Source organism: Xenorhabdus innexi (assembly GCF_002632485.1).
Taxonomy (GTDB): domain Bacteria; phylum Pseudomonadota; class Gammaproteobacteria; order Enterobacterales; family Enterobacteriaceae; genus Xenorhabdus; species Xenorhabdus innexi.
In genome coordinates, this window is record NZ_NIBU01000064.1 from 1 (window position 1) to 18,564 (window position 18,564).

Consider the following 18,564-nt stretch of genomic DNA (forward strand, 5'->3'; position numbering starts at 1 on the left):
ATTGACTGCTGGCGCTTTCCACATAAAAAATTAGGGGTATCTGATGGTCATTGAAACGGTGTGCTAATTAACCATAAAACTTAATGGTTTTCAAGCTCGTTTGATGAGGTTATCAAATGCAGAATGTACCACTAGCTGTATTTACCCATCCCAGACTCTATCTCCATAAAAATACAGTTATCAATACCTCCGAAAAGTTCCTTTCTCCACAAACTAACAGCCAGCAGGCAAAACAGAAAATTGAAAAATGCAGCTATACATATGGTGTACATCTAGCAGTATTAGTGTATAAAAACCATTTAGATAAAAACGACTAAACGGAGAATGCGTGATGAGTCCATTGAAAGCCGGAGATAAGGCTCCACAATTCAGCCTTCCTGACCAAGATGGTGAAAACATTAACTTATCTGACTTCAAAGGTCAGCGTGTTTTAGTTTATTTCTACCCCAAAGCAATGACCCCGGGCTGTACAGTTCAGGCATGTGGTTTGCGCGACACGATGGATGAACTGAAAAAGATTAATGTTGCCGTATTAGGCATCAGTACAGATGCTCCCGAAAAATTATTCCGATTCGTCGAGAAAGAAATGCTGAATTTTACGCTTCTTTCTGATGTTAATCATCAGGTTGCTGAGCAATTTGGTGTTTGGGGTAAGAAACAGTTTATGGGAAAAACCTATGATGGCATTCATCGCATCAGCTTCCTGATTGATCCAGCGGGTAATGTTGAACACGTTTTTGATAAATTCAAAACCAGTGAGCATCATCAGGTTGTTCTGGATTACCTGAAGCAGCATTCATCCTGAAATTCATGAAATATCGCTTACGATAATAATACTCCTCCTCCGTCAGTCAGACGGAGGATATCGTAAATCCAGATGTGGAAAATTAGCTTTTTTTGCGCCTTCCCTGCATTATCAATGCAACCGCCGATACTATATGAAGTAAAGACATACGGATAATATGGCTTGCCATCACAATGCCCACATTAACCTTCATCGCCATCGCAGCAAATAACATTGCCTCCATACTGCCGGGAGCCCATGAGAGAATCAGCAGGTGCATTGGGTAATTCATCAGTTGTGATGTCACTGCCGCAACTAAAACTGTTACAGTCAATGCAATAAAAACAGATTGTATGGAAGACCAGATATTGCTGATCAGTGCCGAAATCGGGAATGCACTAAAATACGCACCAATCCTCATGCCCATTAATGCCATTGATAATAAACCGAGTAGTTCAGGCATCTTCAGCGTTATATCAGATAAATGGTGCACAACAATAGCGACAACTAATGAAGTCAGCATATACGGTGCCGGAATATGAAAACGCTCCAACAAAATACCGACGATATAGCCGCCAATAGCAATCAGGATCAACCAGCCGATAATGTCCGGTGTATAAGCAATTGATACAGTCTCAGTCACTGGAGGTGGATTTAATCCGGTGATAATTCCGGCAATAATGATCAAAATGACCAAACGAATAGCATGAGAGATGACTATTTTCTGTGGTGGTGTTTTGGAGTGCTCAGTCAGCACTAGAATCGCGGCCAATGCGCCGGGAACAGCCCCCAATACCGCTTCTGTACGATTCCAACCCATTTTCCGGTGAAACCAAAAATAACCGACATTGAATTGAAGAGTCAGGCAGATTAATAATGCAGGGAGCAACATCAGAATATGCTCTCCTTCTTCCATCGGTAACCCTTTGACCATCAAACCGATAGAGCTTCCTAATACAATTTGGACTACCGTAAGGCTGTGTTTTGGTGCTGTAAGTGATATTTTCAGCCGGGATGCAATAATCACAGCCGCCATTGCTCCGAACATATACGCCAGAGGCATCCCCAACAGTGACAAAGCCCACCCTAAAAGCATGCAAGGCACAACACTTAACAGTGATTTCACCGCCACTCCTTAGTTCAGTCTATTTATTTGAATTTTTATTGAAATTACTCTGGCTACCCATTTCAAATCATAGCGGTAATTCTTCTGATTTTTCCTCGGGCCAGACATTAATAACAGCTTAATCAATATCGCCAATGGAATAGCAAAAAAATACCATTAAAAGAAAATAATCAGATAAATAGAGAATCTCACCAAGTCAATCAGGGAAGCTAGAGAAAATTTAAATGCAGATTATCCCGCTAAAGAAAGTTATTGCGTAGATTTTCTGCAAACATATCAATGATACCGGCATCAATCAAGACAGGATAATGGGAAGGAAAAGTCTGAGCATATTTATTAAAGCGATTAAGCGAACTTGGTAAATCAGAAAATAAATTTGCCCGCTGTTGCCAGACTGTTGGGGTGACAATCAGAATAATCCATACACTGAGCCTCATAAAAATAGTGAATACGATTGTCACGAACAAGAATACGGCAGCGCCCCAGATTTTCTAATCATAGCAATACTTAATGACTATTCTACTAAAAGTGCTTACGGCTGACTGATTTTAAGTTAACCTTAGCTAACATATATGTATCCTGAAATTGATAGCTAACTGGGCACAGCATTTTATAAAAATCGTTTTACGAGAATCGCTCTATGAAAAAAACATCTACTAAATCCCTGATAGCGATATTGGTCAGTCTGACACTATTCAGCAATAGCCCTGCACGCTCTGTGCCTACGGAGGAATCATTACCTGATATTGGTACCACGGCTGCATCTACACTGAGTACCAATCAGGAAATAGAGATGGGTGATTTCTATATCCGTAAAATACGTGCTGAAGCCCCTTTGATTTATGACCCGTTATTAACACAATACATTAATAAATTAGGTCAGAAACTAGTGAACCATGCTGATGCAGTTAAAACGCCTTTTCATTTTTATATCGTCAATAATCCTAACATTAACGCGTATGCTTTTTTCGGTGGCAACGTTGTACTCCACTCCGCACTGTTCCGCTATAGCCGAAACGAAAGTGAGCTGGCTTCAGTCATGGCTCATGAAATTTCACATGTAACCCAGCGTCATCTGGCCCGCATGATGGAAGATACACAGCGGAAAGCACCGCTGGCATGGGCTGGTACATTAGGCTCTATCTTACTGCTGATGGCTAACCCACAGGCGGGAATGGCCGCACTAAGTGGGACTCTGGCTGGTTTTTCACAAGGTATGATCAGCTTTACCCGTGAAAATGAACAGGAAGCAGACCGTATCGGTATGCGGATATTGAGCCGGGCAGGGTTTGATCCTTATGGAATGCCCAGTTTTATGCAGACTCTGAGTGAGCAAACCCTACATAACTCAGAAATTCCAGAAATATTATATACCCATCCATTGCCTGACAACCGCTTAGCTGATGCCCGTAACAGAGCCAATCAATACCCGAAAAAATCTATCCCCGAATCACAGGAATATCTACTGGCTCGAGTACGTATTCTGACCATAGAATCGACATTAGAATCAGCTTATATTAACGATCTTCTTAATCAATACAGTCATGGGACATCAAAAGAACAAATTGCGGCCTCTTATGGGCGAACTCTTCTACTGACGAAAAAAAGAAAGTATACCGAAGCCAGAGAAGTACTCACTCCATTATTAAATAAGCAGCCAGATAATATCTGGTTTATTGATGCAATGACGGATATTGATATCGGACAAGCACGATACGAGCAGGCTATTATCCGTTTACAACAAGCCTTACAGAAACATAAAAATAACCCTGTATTACAAATCAACCTTGCTAACGTGTATATCGAAGCCAAACAGTACCCAAAAGCATCACAGTTGTTATTCCAATATACCTTCAGCCATCCTGATAATTTAACAGGTTGGTCATTGATGGCCGAAGCAGCCAGCAAACAGGGAAAACGCAATGAAGAACTGGCCGCTTACGCCGAAACAATGGCACTACAGGGTCAATTTGATCTGGCAATAAATTATCTCAGCCAAGCCAGTGCATTAGTAAAACTGAACAGTTATGATCAGGCTCGTTACGATGCCCGTATCGACCAGTTGCGCAAGCTGCAACAACGCTACAGCCAATATAAGAAGTGAGGTTCTTTTATATGCAACATGTTATTTTTTATCATAATCCCCGCTGTTCAAAGAGCCGGGAAACACTTAAATTAGTTCAAGAATCCGGCATTACACCAGAAATTATTCACTATCTCGATACACCTCCAACGGCGGAACAACTGGCTGTTTTACTGAAACAACTGGGTTTCACTGATGCCCGCCAATTAATGCGAACAAAAGAAGAACGATATAAAGAGCTAGAGCTTGATAATAGTGAACTTTCACAGGAAGAATTACTTCAGGCAATGGTTGATAACCCTAAACTCATAGAGCGCCCGATTGTTGTTGCAGGAGATAAAGCACGTTTGGGTCGTCCGCCAGAGCAGGTCAGAGAAATTTTGGGAAATTAATCATTAAAAAAGTGATAGGGAAATATACATTAGCCTCTATCACTTTTTTCTGATCTGGTGTGTTAAAGATCGAGAATATCTTTTACGAACGGGATCGTCAGTTTACGTTGCGCCACAATAGAAGCATGATCAAGCTCATCTAATGTTCTGAACAGTGTTTGCATTTCCCTGTCAAGCCGTTTTAACACAAAGCGACCTACATCTTCAGGTAATTCAAATCCTCGTAACTTCGCCCGCAATTGCAATGCCTGAATTTTTTCATCATCGGACAATGGCTGCAATTTGTAAATTTGCCCCCAATCAAGACGAGAAGCCAAATCTGGCAATGTTAGATTAATTTGTCGGGGAGGACGATCTCCGGTGATCAAAAGACAGGTTCGGCCGATCTCCACAATGCGGTTATAAAGATTAAAAATAGCCATTTCCCACACCTGATCACCCGCGATACATTCAACATTATCAATACACACCAATGATAAATGTTCCATACCATCAAGAACTTCCGGGACAAAATAAGCACGTTTATCTAATGGTACGTATCCGACAGCCTTCCCTTGCTGAGACAGCTCGGCACAGGCTGCATGGAGCAAATGACTCTTGCCCCCGCCATCACGGGACCAGAAGTAGATATAACTGCCATGTGATTGACTGATAGCCAATTTTATTGCGGCTAATAAAGAAGTATTCTCACCCGCAAAAAAACTGGCGAATACTTCATCATCTGGCAAATATAAGGGCAATGAAAGCTGCGCCGGTGTATTCAGAAGCACCTCAAACAGAATGGATAACGAACAGCATTAAGTTTACCATAGAAACTGAGTCTACCACAAAAAATGGCTGCAAATGAAATGAATACACGGCTTAAAATGAGAATTATCATTAACATCAGTTTTTTCATGAAAAACAATATAAAACTGCTTTTAAAATAGTCATTGACTGTGTGATTAAGAATATTATACAACTCTAAAAGTCATATTCTATGATTACACCATCAATTGTGGTTCAGGAGTTCACCATGACAATTGAGAATATTTTAAGGCTGGTCATCCAACGAGCGCGAAGCACATTTGCAAGAGGCTCATCAAACAATGTTATTTTTCATACAAAAAATATTGATATAACTGAAAATATACATAGTTCTATAGATAAATTAAAGAACAAGGTAAAAACAAATAATGCTATTATTAAGGATATGCGTATAAGGCTTGAGAATAAGCATAAGGAAGAGGTGGGGAAGTTGAAAGATCCTTATTATTGCCATACTTATTACACTGTTAATAAATTCAAAAGAAATCTTAGCGGAAATTGTCAGGAACTTTGTCTGTATTCTTTTCATGAATTAATGAAGCTTCATTCATTTGAAATTTTTAATTTTTAATTTTTAATTTTTAATTTTTATAGAAAACAAGATAAAAACCCAATCGGCATTGCTTTATGTGGCGCTCCCCCTCCTTATGACCATGCATTTATTATGATATATCACCCCCAAGATATTCAAGCTAGTTTGATACCTCAATTTCAACGTATCCAACCAGAGGCCTGGATATGTGATCCTTGGGCCGATATTAGCTGTAAAGGCTCACAGTACTCTCAAAAGTGGCGAGAAAAAATGAGAGAATGGCACAATAATCACCACTATGTGCTTACCAATAACAGTTACCAACATGAAAACGAAATATACGATAACTATGAAACGTTTTTCTCTCCCCTACGCGAAAATATATATAACATCATTCAGCCTGAATTAACATATAAACTGCTGAAACTAGCATTCATTAAAAATACAGGTAAACTTATACAAATGTCAAAAGATGGGGTATCTGATTATAATATATCTGAAATGAATAATATGAGTTATTCAGAACTCTCTAAATATTATAGCTACTAGTAGTATTTTTAATATTGATAAAGCAGGCTAGTAAACCTTATTTTTCGTTAAAGAAACACCATTACCTTTTATCATATTGAGAAATCATTAAGGAATTAGCCTCCTTTAAAATATTAATAATTTCGTCTTTATCCAAATCCCCTTCAACAGACAGAGAACTACCATCATTTTTAATGATAGATACTTTTAGATTACGATTCCCTCCCAAAAGAGCAATAAGTGATTTTCTTATACTATCAAGGTATCTTAAATTATCTTTAATAAAAGTAAGCGTCGGCTTAACAACATCAAATGCTTCCGGGCGAGATTTAACCGAATCAACTTCTATCTGAAATTTAGCAAGCTCCGCATAAAATTTATTTATCAAAGGCTCATCTATATATAAAGTAATAGTGCTTATATTTTTCATTTTTCCCTTCTGCATTTATCGTCTTAATTAGCGCCATATCCTTTTAGTATAGTAAATGCTCTCCCGGGCGCATAACATAAATAGCTACGTTTATGGCTGCGTTTATAGCTGCGTTTATGACTACAGTGCCCGGGAGTGAGCGAATGTGAATACAGCTAACAAAAGATGTGCAGTTAATTATTTTATGGCTTCAGTCGTTTTCTTATCATCGTCGACTGATTCCACAGAAGAAGTGATATACGGTTCATCTGGATGAATTATACTAATCAGTTTGAAAATCAGGCTCATACCAATACCCACTACCGTCGCCAGTGCCATACCTTTTAGTTCTGCGGCACCAATTTGGATCTTCGCCCCACTTACACCGATGATCAGAATAACAGAAGTCAGGATCAGGTTCTGAGCTTTACTATAATCAACTTTAGAATCAATCAATACCCGGATACCGGATGCACCTATCACACCATACAATAACAGGGATACACCGCCCATAACCGGAACCGGAATTATCTGGATAGCCACCGCCAGTTTACCAACACAAGAGAGTAAAATAGCCAGAATCGCTGCGCCACCAATTACCCATGTGCTGTATACGCGGGTCAGTGCCATTACACCAATGTTTTCACCATAAGTGGTATTCGGTGTTGAGCCAAAGAACCCTGAGATAATCGTTGAAAAACCGTTGGCAAACATTGAACGATGTAATCCCGGATTTTTCAGCAAGTCTTTTTGCACTATATTGGCTGTCACGACCAGATGACCAACATGCTCGGCAATAACAACCAATGCCGCAGGTAAAATCGTCAGAATAGCAAACCACTCAAAACGCGGAGTATAAAAAGTTGGTAATGCGAACCACGGAGCTTCACTAACGGGTGAAAAGTCTACGACTCCCATAAAAAAGGATAACGTATAACCCACCAGCACGCCGATCAGAATTGGAATTATTGCCATAAAACCACGGAACACGACTGAACCCAAAATTGTTACAGACAGTGTAACCATTGAGATAGTCAGATTAGTCGTATTAATATCCGTTCCGGCAGCCGGACGCAACCCGGCCATATCCGCAGCAACCTCCGCCAGCTCCAAACCAATCACAGCAACAATGGCGCCCATTGCCGCAGGAGGAAACATCACATTGAGCCAGCCTCTTCCCGCGACTTTAACAATCAGGGAAACCAGACAAAACAGTAATCCGCAGACAATAAACCCGCCCAATGCCAATTCATAGCCTAAAGGCAACAACAATAATACAGGAGATATAAAGGCAAAACTGGAACCTAAATAAGCCGGGATCTTTCCTTTACAAATAACCAGATAAAACAGTGTTCCAATACCATTAAACAATAACACTGTGGCAGGATTAATATTAAACAGAATGGGAACTAGAACTGTCGCCCCAAACATAGCAAATAAATGCTGCAAACTTAACGGAATGGTCTGCCTTAAAGGCGGCCTTTCATCTACCCCAATAGTCCGACGGGTCACTATTTATGTCCTCTTATGTTTTACTAGGAACCAAAAAAAGCCGACTTCTCAGTCGGCTAAAAATATTATTTTGTACCAAATATCTTATCGCCTGCATCCCCCAGGCCAGGAACAATATAACCATGCTCATTCAGGCATTCATCAATTGATGCAGTATATAATTCAACATCAGGATGGGCTTTTTCCAGAGCGGCAACCCCCTCCGGAGCAGCAACCAGAACCAATACCTTAATAACCGGACAACCCGCTTTTTTCAGCAAATCAATTGTGGCAATCATAGAACCACCTGTTGCCAGCATCGGATCAACAACCAACGCCATACGCTCATTGATGTCAGAAACCAGTTTCTGAAAATAAGGAACAGGTTCAAATGTTTTTTCATCACGATAAACACCGACAACACTGATTCGGGCACTCGGAATATTTTCCAGAACACCGTCCATCATTCCCAGACCTGCGCGCAGGATAGGCACTACAGTAATTTTCTTCCCTTTAATCTGGTCTATTTCTACCGGACCACACCATCCCTCGATGGTCACTTTCTCGGTTTCTAAATCAGCAGTTGCTTCATATGTCAGAAGACTTCCCACTTCTGAAGCCAGTTCACGAAAGCGCTTAGTGCTTATATCATGATCGCGCATCAGGCCCAGTTTATGTTTAACGAGTGGGTGTTTAACCTCAACAACCTTCATGGGTTTCTCCTACTGTATATAGCCGGCAGATAAAAAAATCGCGGGATTATACCTCCTTTTTGATATCAGGCAACTATCAATATATTGATTTTAAGCAATTACAAGCCATTTTTTTCTATTTTTTATCCGCAATAAACCTTCATAAAGCTATCGCAAACGTTTGCGTTGGCTGTTAGAATTATCGCGTTCTGTTTTATTCATTCAAATGCAACCGCCTGGGAGCTACGCAGTGACCAACAAAACCTCTCTTAGCTATAAAGATTCCGGTGTCGATATTGATGCTGGTAATGCCTTAGTCAATCGTATCAAAAGTGTTGTGAAACAGACCCGACGCCCGGAAGTGATGGGGGGATTGGGTGGCTTTGGCGCACTATGTTCCCTGCCACAAAAATATCGTGAACCTGTTTTAGTTTCCGGTACAGATGGTGTGGGTACTAAACTGCGTCTGGCCATGGATATGAAACGCCACGATACTATCGGCATTGATTTGGTCGCCATGTGCGTCAACGATCTGGTGGTTCAGGGCGCTGAACCTCTTTTTTTCCTTGATTACTATGCAACAGGTAAATTGGATGTTGATACCGCATCAAGTGTCATAACCGGTATTGCGGAAGGCTGCAAGCAGGCTGGCTGTGCTCTGGTCGGTGGAGAAACCGCTGAAATGCCCGGCATGTACCACGGTGAAGATTACGACGTTGCAGGTTTTTGTGTTGGTGTTGTTGAAAAGTCAGAGATCATTGATGGCAGTAAAGTTCAGGTAGGGGATGCACTCATTGCACTGGCATCCAGCGGGCCACACTCCAATGGTTACTCACTGATCCGTAAAATCCTTGAAGTCAGTCAGACCAATCCCGAAACAACGGAGTTGGATGGTAAAACACTGGCTGATCACCTTCTCGCTCCAACCCGTATTTATGTTAAACCACTGCTTGAACTGATTGGGCAAGTTGAAATCCATGCCATTTCCCATCTGACAGGGGGGGGGTTCTGGGAGAATATCCCCCGTGTTCTGCCTGAAAATATGCAGGCAAAAATCGACGGCAGCAGTTGGCAATGGCCTGCTATTTTTAAATGGCTGCAACAAGCTGGTAATGTCAGCGATCATGAGATGTACCGCACATTTAACTGCGGTGTCGGCATGATAGTCGCCCTGCCTCAGTCTCAGGCAAAACAGGCTATTGAGTGGCTGAATGAAGCGGGTGAGAATGCGTGGCAAATCGGCAGTATCACTGAGTCAGATCATAGCGGGCAACAAGTTACGATCAGTTAATAAAAAGCCAGTTAATAGAAAGTGATCCAATGAAGACGATGAAAAAAATTGCGGTCTTAATTTCTGGTAATGGCAGTAATCTGCAATCCATCATTGATGCCTGCCAACAAAACCGGATTAATGGTCAGATCTGTGCCGTATTCAGCAACAACGCTGATGCATACGGTCTGCAACGGGCGGAAGAATCAAACATTCCAACCCATTCACTTGATCCGAAAGAATATACTGATCGCACAGATTATGACTCTGCCCTGCTGACAGCCATTGATCAATACCAGCCCGATCTGGTTGTTTTAGCGGGCTATATGAGAATACTGTCATCCGGTTTTGTGCGGCATTACCGTGGACGGCTACTCAATATTCATCCCTCTCTGTTACCGAAGTATCCCGGCTTACATACCCATCGTAAGGCGATAGAAAACGGCGATCAGGAGCATGGTACTTCTGTCCATTTTGTCACCGAAGAGCTTGATGGTGGCCCTGTTATCTTGCAGGCTAAGGTGCCTATATTTGCTGAGGATACGGAAGAGGAAGTTATCCGGCGAGTTCAGACTCAGGAGCATAATATTTACCCACTGGTCATTGGCTGGTTTCTCGACGGACGTTTGAGCATGGGTAACAATACCGCCATTCTGGATGGAAAAGTACTTTTTCCACAAGGATATGCCTCAGACTAATCGATATAATTAAGCCCCAAATTTATTATTAGTTTCAAAATTACAGCATTGTGTTAAGGTTAGTTAATTACGTTAAACTTAATCATATTAAGGTAAAAAATAACTAGCCGAGCACCTTGCTGTAATTTATTACTTCATAATATTCTCTTTTATAAAAATCAAAGCTAAATCATCTTTACGGTAAAAACACTGAGGTATCTAATGTCCAGTGGTTCTGAAAATCCACCTGTAAACCTACGCCCTCTAGAGCGGGAAGATCTCCCTTTCGTCCACCAGCTTGATAATAATGCCAGTGTCATGCGCTACTGGTTTGAAGAGCCTTATGAGGCTTTTGTTGAATTATGCGATCTCTATGACAAACATATCCATGACCAGAGTGAGCGCCGCTTTATTATTGAGAGCATGAATTCCAAAGTCGGTCTGGTGGAATTGGTGGAAATTGATTATGTCCACCGCCGTTCTGAATTTCAGATTATTATTGCCCCTGCCTATCAAGGGCAAGGCTATGCAACTGAAGCCGTTAAACTTGCGATGGAGTACGCATTTGCGGTACTAAATCTCTATAAACTCTATTTAATCGTTGATAAAGAAAACGAAAAAGCCATTCATATATACAATAAACTGGGGTTTTATACAGAAGGTGAACTCATCGATGAATTCTTTGTAAACGGCTCTTATCATACGGCTATCCGGATGTGTACTTTCCAGCATCACTATTTTGCTAACAAAATCCGACATTCTCAGAGTAAAAAGTAGCACTATTAACCAATGGACCAAATGGAGTAGTAATGTCCCACGACCGCCTCTATACAGAAAAAGAACTCAGCTGGCTCTCTTTCAATGAACGGGTGCTTCAGGAAGCGGCTGACAAAAGTAATCCACTTATTGAAAGAATGAGGTTTTTAGGGATCTACTCCAATAATCTGGATGAGTTTTATAAAGTCCGTTTCGCCGATGTAAAACGTCGCATTCTGATTAGTGAAGCCCGAGGCTCTGCAACCGGTGCCCGGCAATTATTAAAAAAAATCCAGTCAAAAGTTGCGAAAACCGATCAGGAATTCGACGAACTTTATAACGATTTGCTGCTGGAAATGGCACGTAATCAGATTTTCCTAATCAATGAGCGGCAGATATCCCCTAATCAGCAAATCTGGTTGCGGCAATATTTCCGCCAATATTTACGTCCGCACATCACGCCTATCGTTATCAATCCGGAAACTAATCTGGTTGAATTTTTAAAAGATGATTACACCTATTTAGCTGTGGAAATTATCCGGGGGCAGGAGACCAAATACGCACTATTGGAAATACCTTCCGATAAAGTTCCCCGTTTTGTTAATTTACCGCCTGAAATGCCCAAAAGACGCAAGTCAATGATCCTGATTGATAATATTCTGCGCTACACTCTGGATGAAATTTTCAAAGGCTTTTTTGATTACGATACGCTGAATGTTTATTCCATGAAGATGACCCGTGATGCTGAGTATGATTTAGCAATGGAAATGGAGTCCAGCTTACTGGAATTAATGTCCTCAACGCTTAAGCAGAGGCTGACAGCCGAACCTGTCCGTTTTGTTTATCAGCGCGATATGCCTGATGAAATGGTTGAGCTATTGCGTAATAAATTGGGGCTTTCTAACGATGACTCAGTGATTGCTGGCAGCCGTTATCACAATTTCAGAGATTTCATTAAATTTCCCAATGAAGGAAACCGGACCCTGTTGAATAAACCAATGCCACGGTTGCGTCATACCTGGTTTGATCATTTCCGCAATGGTTTTGATGCTATTCGTGAGCAGGATGTATTGCTTTATTATCCTTACCATACTTTTGAGCATGTGCTGGAATTGCTGCGGCAGGCATCTTTCGATCCGAGCGTATTATCGATAAAAATCAATATCTATCGGGTGGCTAAAGATTCACGCATTGTTGAGTCCATGATTCATGCTGCTCACAATGGCAAAAAAGTTACCGTGGTCGTGGAATTACAGGCCCGCTTTGATGAAGAAGCCAACATTCACTGGGCAAAACGTTTGACTGAAGCGGGTGTGCATGTCATTTTCTCGGCTCCCGGCCTGAAAATTCACGCCAAACTGTTTATCATTTCACGTCTTGAAGGAAATGAAATTATCCGTTATGCCCATATCGGCACAGGGAATTTCAATGAAAAAACAGCCCGTTTATATACCGACTATTCCCTACTGACAGCCAAGCCCGAAGTAACCAATGAAGTACGCCGTGTATTTAACTTTATTGAAAATCCTTATCGTCCGGTGACATTCGAGAATTTGATGGTTTCCCCCCAAAACTCACGGGCTATGCTCAATAAGTTAATTGATCAGGAAATTGAAAATGCCAGAGCAGGAGAAATTGCGGGTATTACTCTGAAAATAAATAATCTGGTAGACAGAGAATTGGTAGATCGCCTATATGATGCCTCCGAAGCGGGTGTCAAAGTACGGCTTCTGATCCGAGGAATGTGTTCTCTGGTTCCCAATCAACCCGGTTTTAGTGAAAATATTCAGGTCACCAGTATTGTTGACCGTTTCCTTGAACATGATCGGGTCTATGTCTTCACTAATAAAGGGGATGAAAAAATCTTCCTTTCTTCCGCAGACTGGATGACACGAAATATTGACTATCGTATTGAAGTTGCAGTCTGTCTGCTTGACCCACTGTTAAAACAACGTGTTCTGGATATTCTGGAATTACAGTTCAGTGATACGGTCAAGGCGCGTTATATTGATAAAGAATTGAGCAATAGGTATGTTCCACGAGGAAACAAACGTAAAATCCGCGCACAAACTGCCATTTATGATTATCTGAAAAATCTGGAACAGCCTGAGTCAAGAGTTTAATTTATGCCGTTGAAACACGACACACCAACGCCTAAACCGCTGGAAATTGCGACCATCGATCTTGGTTCCAACAGTTTTCATATGGTTATCGCCCGTATTGTAAATGGGGCATTACAAGTTATCGGTCGCCTGAAAAAACGGGTTTACCTTGCTGATGGGTTCAACGATAAAAATGAACTGAGTGAAGAAGCCATCAATCGCGGTCTTGAGACCCTTTCGCTATTCGCTGAACGTCTGCAAGGCTTCTCTGCCGAAAATGTCTGCCTTGTGGGCACTCACAGTTTACGGGAAGCAAGCAATGCGGAAGAATTTCTGAAACGGGCCAAAGAGGTAATCCCCTACCCTATTGAGATTATTTCCGGTCATGAAGAAGCCCGCTTAATCTTTATGGGAGTAGAACATACCCAGCCCGAAAAAGGCCGTAAACTGGTGATTGATATTGGTGGAGGCTCTACCGAGCTGGTTATTGGCGAAGGCTTCGAACCTCTGCTTATTGAAAGCCGCCGTATGGGATGTGTCAGTTTTTCCCGACAGTTTTTTCCTGATGGTGTAATCAACGAACATAATTTCCGCAGAGCTAAACTACAGGCAGAACAAAAGCTGGAAAATCTCATCTGGCAATTCCGTTCAAAAGGCTGGGATTTTGCTCTGGGCGCATCGGGGACGATAAAGGCAGTCCATGAGTTACTGATTGAACTCGGTGAAAAAGATGGGCTGATTACTCCGGAACGGCTTCATATGCTGGTAAAAAGAGTGCTGAAATACAAAAATTTCAAGTCACTTGATCTGCCCGGCTTATCGGAAGATCGTAAGCAAACTCTGGTTCCGGGTCTGGCTATCCTGTGCGGTATATTCGATGCCCTGCGTATTCAGGAGTTATGTTTGTCTGACGGAGCACTACGCGAAGGTGTTCTTTACGAAATGGAAGATCGTTTCCGCCATCTGGATATTCGCCAGAGAACCGCCAAAAGTCTTGCAGATCACTATAATATCGATCGTGAACAGGCAAGCCGGGTCTGGGACACCGCTAAAATACTCTATGATCAGTGGGCTGCTCAAAATCCGAAACGGATACATCCGCAACTGGAGTCTATCCTGCTCTGGGCAGCTATGCTGCATGAAGTTGGTTTAAGTATTAATCTGAGTGGCCTGCAACGGCATTCCGCCTATATTCTGCAACATACTGATCTGCCGGGTTTCAATCAAGAACAGCAATCATTATTGGCAACACTGGTTCGTTATCATCGCAAAGCAGTCAAAGTTCATGAGCACCCTCATTTCTATTTGTTTAAGAAAAAGCAATACCTTCCTATGTTACAAATATTAAGGTTAGCAACGTTGCTTAATAATCAGCGCCAGTCCACAACAACACCTGAATCACTGAGACTGGAAACGGATCACGGGCACTGGACACTCTCTTTTCCCCGAAACTACCTAACCCAAAATACACTGATGCAACTGGACTTAGAGAAAGAGCAAATGTATTGGGGTGATGTAACAGGCTGGCATCTGCATATCCAAGAGGAATCAACTTAACGATATCGTATTATGAAAAATAAAAAGAAAACCGCTGAGATTACAAAACTAATTCTGTTCATCAGCTTTCTGATTTTATTTGGGCGTTTTATCTATTCATCCATTGCGGCATTAGAACATCATCAGCAAAAACAACAAAATATGATGGAACAAAGCAGCAGTCCTAAGACAAAATAACATCATTCCTGATAGTGCCATTTTGGCAAAACCTGAAGGTCATATAATGTTACAGCCAGCCTTTAAACCCGATAATACGAACGTTGCCAGCCAGCATTCCAAAAAGCTGGCTCTTGCTCGCCAGCATCTGTTTTCGTTGTTAATTAACGATAAGCTATTTGTTGATACACTATTAGGTCAGGCTGATGCACATGCAAAGATTAGCAATGATCTATTGCTTGAAAAAATTGAAGAAGTCCGCTCCTTGCTGACCAGCCTGCATGCCGCCGATATTGCAGATATTCTGGAAGCGCTGCCTTATGATGAACGCCTTGCTTTATGGCGGCTCATCGACAACAACCAGCGTGGTGAGGTTTTGGTGGAAGCCTCAGTACCGGTCTGGGATAACTTAATTAAAGGTATGTCCGATCTGGCGCTGCTCAGAGCAATCGGCACACTACATGTCGATGAGCAGGCCTATATTGTCGAACACCTCCCCCGGGATACCACACACCGTTTACTGACCTATCTGGAACCCAGCCAACGCAACCGAATCCGGGAGGTATTGCAGTACCACAAAGACAGTATTGGCCAGATGATGGACTTTGAATTCGTCACTGTACGGGGTAACGTCACACTCAGTACTGTTCAGCGTTTTCTGCGCTCCCGCGGTTCTATTCCGCAAACAACAGATAAAATCTTTGTCATTGACCGTAAAAATCGGCTTCAGGGCGAGCTTCCGCTGACTACCCTGTTAACCAACGCACCAGATAAATTAGTCGCTGAAGTGATGAACATCGATACTGTGACTTTTCTGCCGGAGCAAAAAGGTGAAGATGCAGCCAGTGCATTTGAGCGTTATGATCTGATTTCTGCTGCTGTTGTGGATAATAATGGCTGTCTGATGGGTCGTCTGACGGTTGAAGATATCGTCGATACCTTAAGTGAGGAAACAGATACCAATATCCGGCGTATGGGAGGTCTGAGCCGTGAAGAAGATGTCTTTGCTCCGGTTGCTCAGGCAGTAAAAACCCGCTGGGCATGGCTTGCCATTAATCTGTGTACTGCCTTCGTTGCATCCCGTGTTATCGGTCTGTTTGAGCATACCATTTCCCAGCTTGTTGCTCTTGCTACTCTGATGCCTATCGTAGCAGGGATCGGCGGTAATACAGGCAATCAGACCATCACCATGATCGTGCGGGCATTAGCACTTCATCAAATCCAGACGGGGAGTTTTCCTTACATTTTATTAAGGGAACTTGGTGTAGCCCTGATAAACGGTATTATTTGGGGTGGTATTATGGGCCTTGTTACTTATCTGCTCTATGGCGATCCGGCAATGGGGGGTGTGATGACCATGGCAATGATACTCAATTTGCTGATGGCGGCTCTGATGGGAGTGCTGATCCCTTTTATTATGATGAAACTTGGCAGAGATCCCGCTATTGGTTCCAGTGTGATGATAACTGCAATTACTGATACCGGGGGGTTTTTTATCTTTTTAGGACTGGCAACTTTGTTTTTAGTTTAATATGCAAAAAGTTACCAAGCATGCATTAACTTCTGGCGTCCGATAAGAGTTAGCTTAAAAAAAACACTGGTTGGCTTAACCCGCATGTAATGCGGGTTAATATTCACTGTTTGAAAATACGTTGATTATGATGAAAAGTCATTTTATTGGATTATCATATTTTTATAATTGATGAAAGCCAATAAATTATTCGACAGGAGTATCATCGTAATCCTTTATCATTTCACTGTGTTCATTTATTATTTTTATTTTTTTAGGGTCATTTTTGTATTTCGCCTTCAATTCATAAAATGATTCATGCGCTTTTTTACAATATATATTAACTTCATCTTCTATTAATCTTTTTCTCTCATCAGGTAGATCACTATCCCATTCGCCTGCAAGATATTCGCAATCTTCAGTGTTTTTTATATATTCCTGCAAATCTTTTGGTATAGTATTTTTTGATGCCCATGAGACGCCATGTAAGCAGAAAAAAACCACACACGACATTATTATTTTTTTCATATTATCTACCATCAATTGACCAATGAAGTTTTTCTTTTTCTCCACCTATAAACTTTATAGCTCCATAACTTTTACCTATAGACAAACCATAAAACAAAGAGATTTTAGACAACATAATGAAACGCCGGTTGATTTAACCCAGCGTTTTGATAAATTATCAATAGACTCTTTCGTCCCAGACACTATATCCAGATGTTCCTGCCATATGATGACGGCAGATAATATCTTTATATTTAATGGAAACAATTTCTTCCGGTTGTGCTTCCGCATGGTTAATACTGTGCGGATAATTCGGTGACAACTCAACTATCGTCGCATCACGACATTCAATTGAGTAGTAAAGCTCCTGAGAGCCTAATTGCGAAGTACGATAAAAATCAAATTTCAGATTCAGACTTTCATTATCCGAAATTGCCATCATTAATAACGGTGACGCTTTATCCTGTGGTTTTACAAATACAATTGGACTATGGTTAACATTTTGTTCTCTATGAATAGAGTGATGAAGATTTAATACAAAAATCTCATCTTCATGACCTGCCTGATACTTATTACCAATGGATTCAACCGAAGAGCAACCTTGTGAAATCAGCCCTTGTTTGTCTCCCTGCAAGGTCAAATAGATCATATTCGCCATTGAGTAATTCCCTTTTGTTGTTTAAAGGTTATAGAATATACCATTCGCCTTTTAATTTATAGCCTTATTAATGATAACTTATCCAACACACTCCCTTAATAACATTTAAAAATGATAGGCATAAACCCTGTTCCGCATGATGTATGAGACAAGATTAAAGATTCTGACTATTATAAAATATCATTTACAAAATCTTATTTAGTTGGCTTATCATAGTTTCATATATTGAGAAAAAACAATAAATTACTCGATATGTTTTTCATATTAACCATCATCAGAATCCCATAAGATTTTATTCATACCATCCATTGAAAAAACTCTCACCAAAACAACTTTATTTTTAATCCAAGACAATTTAATAATTTACATTAATTATTCTTGCATTCACATAATAAGTGCAACACCGTTATGAACGAAGTAAACGAGTCGGTATGCCTTTAAATAACTCATTCGGTGTTTGATAACCTCGCGTTTTTCGAGGACGTTTATTTAATCGATTTGCCACGAGATTTATCTCCAACTCTGAG

Annotated in this window: 21 protein-coding genes and 1 pseudogene; 13 read left to right on the forward strand and 9 right to left on the reverse strand. The window is 41.1% G+C overall.

Going from position 1 to position 18,564, the window contains the following annotated elements; all coding sequences use genetic code 11:
• The first annotated feature begins 116 nt into the window (after nt 1–116).
• Together Xinn_RS17040 and bcp are read left to right on the forward strand one after the other, a co-directional pair.
• The gene (locus tag Xinn_RS17040; RefSeq protein ID WP_099137706.1) at nt 117–317 is read left to right on the forward strand and encodes a hypothetical protein; all 201 of its coding nucleotides are present in this window, start codon (nt 117–119) and stop codon (nt 315–317) included.
• A gap of 14 nt (nt 318–331) precedes the next feature.
• Nucleotides 332–805, forward strand: coding sequence for a thioredoxin-dependent thiol peroxidase (bcp, locus tag Xinn_RS17045; RefSeq protein ID WP_086953470.1), 474 nt, complete (start codon nt 332–334; stop codon nt 803–805).
• 82 nt (nt 806–887) lie between these two features.
• Here the strand turns inward: bcp and Xinn_RS17050 are convergent, their stop codons facing one another.
• Both Xinn_RS17050 and Xinn_RS22835 read right to left on the reverse strand, forming a co-directional pair.
• Complete coding sequence (locus Xinn_RS17050; protein ID WP_086953471.1) at nt 888–1,910, reverse strand: AbrB family transcriptional regulator; 1,023 nt, start codon at nt 1,908–1,910, stop codon at nt 888–890.
• Between the two features lie 239 nt (nt 1,911–2,149).
• On the reverse strand, nt 2,150–2,347 hold the full coding sequence (locus tag Xinn_RS22835; RefSeq protein WP_244590238.1) for a hypothetical protein: 198 nt from the start codon (nt 2,345–2,347) through the stop codon (nt 2,150–2,152).
• 203 nt (nt 2,348–2,550) lie between these two features.
• Here Xinn_RS22835 and bepA point away from each other — a divergent pair, with 203 nt between their 5' ends.
• Both bepA and arsC read left to right on the forward strand, forming a co-directional pair.
• Nucleotides 2,551–4,014, forward strand: a complete 1,464-nt coding sequence (gene bepA, locus Xinn_RS17060; protein ID WP_086953473.1) for a beta-barrel assembly-enhancing protease — start codon at nt 2,551–2,553, stop codon at nt 4,012–4,014.
• An 11-nt stretch (nt 4,015–4,025) separates the two neighbouring features.
• A complete protein-coding gene (gene arsC / locus Xinn_RS17065; protein ID WP_086953474.1) occupies nt 4,026–4,385 on the forward strand; it encodes an arsenate reductase (glutaredoxin) in 360 nt (119 codons plus the stop codon).
• Nucleotides 4,386–4,447: 62 nt separating this feature from the next.
• Here arsC and hda read toward each other — a convergent pair whose 3' ends face one another.
• Nucleotides 4,448–5,155, reverse strand: a complete 708-nt coding sequence (gene hda / locus Xinn_RS17070) for a DnaA inactivator Hda (protein ID WP_169923599.1) — start codon at nt 5,153–5,155, stop codon at nt 4,448–4,450.
• Nucleotides 5,156–5,400: 245 nt separating this feature from the next.
• Here hda and Xinn_RS17075 point away from each other — a divergent pair, with 245 nt between their 5' ends.
• Together Xinn_RS17075 and Xinn_RS17080 are read left to right on the forward strand one after the other, a co-directional pair.
• Complete coding sequence (locus Xinn_RS17075; protein ID WP_086953476.1) at nt 5,401–5,763, forward strand: hypothetical protein; 363 nt, start codon at nt 5,401–5,403, stop codon at nt 5,761–5,763.
• A 93-nt stretch (nt 5,764–5,856) separates the two neighbouring features.
• Nucleotides 5,857–6,273: a hypothetical protein gene (locus Xinn_RS17080; RefSeq protein ID WP_143706506.1), complete on the forward strand. Its 417-nt coding sequence runs from the start codon at nt 5,857–5,859 to the stop codon at nt 6,271–6,273.
• Nucleotides 6,274–6,334: 61 nt separating this feature from the next.
• On the opposite strand, the gene Xinn_RS17085 is transcribed toward Xinn_RS17080, so the two are convergent.
• From Xinn_RS17085 to upp, 3 genes are all read right to left on the reverse strand, one after another.
• Nucleotides 6,335–6,682, reverse strand: a complete 348-nt coding sequence (locus tag Xinn_RS17085) for a hypothetical protein (protein ID WP_143706507.1) — start codon at nt 6,680–6,682, stop codon at nt 6,335–6,337.
• Between the two features lie 177 nt (nt 6,683–6,859).
• Nucleotides 6,860–8,173: a uracil permease gene (gene uraA, locus Xinn_RS17090; protein WP_086953479.1), complete on the reverse strand. Its 1,314-nt coding sequence runs from the start codon at nt 8,171–8,173 to the stop codon at nt 6,860–6,862.
• Between the two features lie 65 nt (nt 8,174–8,238).
• On the reverse strand, nt 8,239–8,865 hold the full coding sequence (upp, locus tag Xinn_RS17095; RefSeq protein ID WP_086953480.1) for a uracil phosphoribosyltransferase: 627 nt from the start codon (nt 8,863–8,865) through the stop codon (nt 8,239–8,241).
• Between the two features lie 229 nt (nt 8,866–9,094).
• Here upp and purM point away from each other — a divergent pair, with 229 nt between their 5' ends.
• The 7 genes from purM to mgtE all read left to right on the forward strand — a co-directional run bounded on the left by purM (nt 9,095) and on the right by mgtE (nt 16,893).
• Entirely contained in the window at nt 9,095–10,135 is a 1,041-nt protein-coding gene (gene purM / locus Xinn_RS17100; protein ID WP_086953481.1) for a phosphoribosylformylglycinamidine cyclo-ligase, read from the forward strand.
• Between the two features lie 38 nt (nt 10,136–10,173).
• A complete protein-coding gene (purN, locus tag Xinn_RS17105; protein WP_086956436.1) occupies nt 10,174–10,812 on the forward strand; it encodes a phosphoribosylglycinamide formyltransferase in 639 nt (212 codons plus the stop codon).
• Between the two features lie 201 nt (nt 10,813–11,013).
• On the forward strand, nt 11,014–11,568 hold the full coding sequence (speG, locus tag Xinn_RS17110) for a spermidine N1-acetyltransferase (protein ID WP_086953482.1): 555 nt from the start codon (nt 11,014–11,016) through the stop codon (nt 11,566–11,568).
• A gap of 32 nt (nt 11,569–11,600) precedes the next feature.
• The gene (gene ppk1 / locus Xinn_RS17115) at nt 11,601–13,670 is read left to right on the forward strand and encodes a polyphosphate kinase 1 (RefSeq protein ID WP_086953483.1); all 2,070 of its coding nucleotides are present in this window, start codon (nt 11,601–11,603) and stop codon (nt 13,668–13,670) included.
• A gap of 3 nt (nt 13,671–13,673) precedes the next feature.
• Entirely contained in the window at nt 13,674–15,206 is a 1,533-nt protein-coding gene (ppx, locus tag Xinn_RS17120; RefSeq protein ID WP_086953484.1) for an exopolyphosphatase, read from the forward strand.
• Between the two features lie 12 nt (nt 15,207–15,218).
• Nucleotides 15,219–15,383, forward strand: a complete 165-nt coding sequence (locus Xinn_RS17125; RefSeq protein WP_086953485.1) for a YfgG family protein — start codon at nt 15,219–15,221, stop codon at nt 15,381–15,383.
• Between the two features lie 46 nt (nt 15,384–15,429).
• Nucleotides 15,430–16,893 (forward strand): magnesium transporter, encoded by a 1,464-nt coding sequence (gene mgtE, locus Xinn_RS17130; protein ID WP_086953486.1) that lies wholly within the window; start codon nt 15,430–15,432, stop codon nt 16,891–16,893.
• A gap of 186 nt (nt 16,894–17,079) precedes the next feature.
• Here the strand turns inward: mgtE and Xinn_RS17135 are convergent, their stop codons facing one another.
• From Xinn_RS17135 to Xinn_RS17145, 3 genes and pseudogenes are all read right to left on the reverse strand, one after another.
• Nucleotides 17,080–17,445, reverse strand: coding sequence for a hypothetical protein (locus Xinn_RS17135; RefSeq protein ID WP_086953487.1), 366 nt, complete (start codon nt 17,443–17,445; stop codon nt 17,080–17,082).
• A gap of 112 nt (nt 17,446–17,557) precedes the next feature.
• Nucleotides 17,558–18,037, reverse strand: coding sequence for an Hcp family type VI secretion system effector (locus tag Xinn_RS17140; protein ID WP_086953488.1), 480 nt, complete (start codon nt 18,035–18,037; stop codon nt 17,558–17,560).
• A 406-nt stretch (nt 18,038–18,443) separates the two neighbouring features.
• A pseudogene (locus Xinn_RS17145) lies at nt 18,444–18,564 on the reverse strand (IS30 family transposase); the annotation flags it as partial.

Bases quoted from the DNA above. Each gene is read 5' to 3' on its own strand.
- Xinn_RS17040 (WP_099137706.1), top strand. From the start codon at position 117: ATGCAGAATGTACCACTAGCTGTATTTACCCATCCCAGACTCTATCTC.
- bcp (WP_086953470.1), top strand. From the start codon at position 332: ATGAGTCCATTGAAAGCCGGAGATAAGGCTCCACAATTCAGCCTTCCT.
- Xinn_RS22835 (WP_244590238.1), bottom strand. From the start codon at position 2,347: ATGAGGCTCAGTGTATGGATTATTCTGATTGTCACCCCAACAGTCTGG.
- bepA (WP_086953473.1), top strand. From the start codon at position 2,551: ATGAAAAAAACATCTACTAAATCCCTGATAGCGATATTGGTCAGTCTG.
- arsC (WP_086953474.1), top strand. From the start codon at position 4,026: ATGCAACATGTTATTTTTTATCATAATCCCCGCTGTTCAAAGAGCCGG.
- Xinn_RS17075 (WP_086953476.1), top strand. From the start codon at position 5,401: ATGACAATTGAGAATATTTTAAGGCTGGTCATCCAACGAGCGCGAAGC.
- Xinn_RS17080 (WP_143706506.1), top strand. From the start codon at position 5,857: ATGATATATCACCCCCAAGATATTCAAGCTAGTTTGATACCTCAATTT.
- Xinn_RS17085 (WP_143706507.1), bottom strand. From the start codon at position 6,682: ATGAAAAATATAAGCACTATTACTTTATATATAGATGAGCCTTTGATA.
- upp (WP_086953480.1), bottom strand. From the start codon at position 8,865: ATGAAGGTTGTTGAGGTTAAACACCCACTCGTTAAACATAAACTGGGC.
- purN (WP_086956436.1), top strand. From the start codon at position 10,174: ATGAAAAAAATTGCGGTCTTAATTTCTGGTAATGGCAGTAATCTGCAA.
- speG (WP_086953482.1), top strand. From the start codon at position 11,014: ATGTCCAGTGGTTCTGAAAATCCACCTGTAAACCTACGCCCTCTAGAG.
- ppk1 (WP_086953483.1), top strand. From the start codon at position 11,601: ATGTCCCACGACCGCCTCTATACAGAAAAAGAACTCAGCTGGCTCTCT.
- ppx (WP_086953484.1), top strand. From the start codon at position 13,674: ATGCCGTTGAAACACGACACACCAACGCCTAAACCGCTGGAAATTGCG.
- Xinn_RS17125 (WP_086953485.1), top strand. From the start codon at position 15,219: ATGAAAAATAAAAAGAAAACCGCTGAGATTACAAAACTAATTCTGTTC.
- mgtE (WP_086953486.1), top strand. From the start codon at position 15,430: ATGTTACAGCCAGCCTTTAAACCCGATAATACGAACGTTGCCAGCCAG.
- Xinn_RS17140 (WP_086953488.1), bottom strand. From the start codon at position 18,037: ATGGCGAATATGATCTATTTGACCTTGCAGGGAGACAAACAAGGGCTG.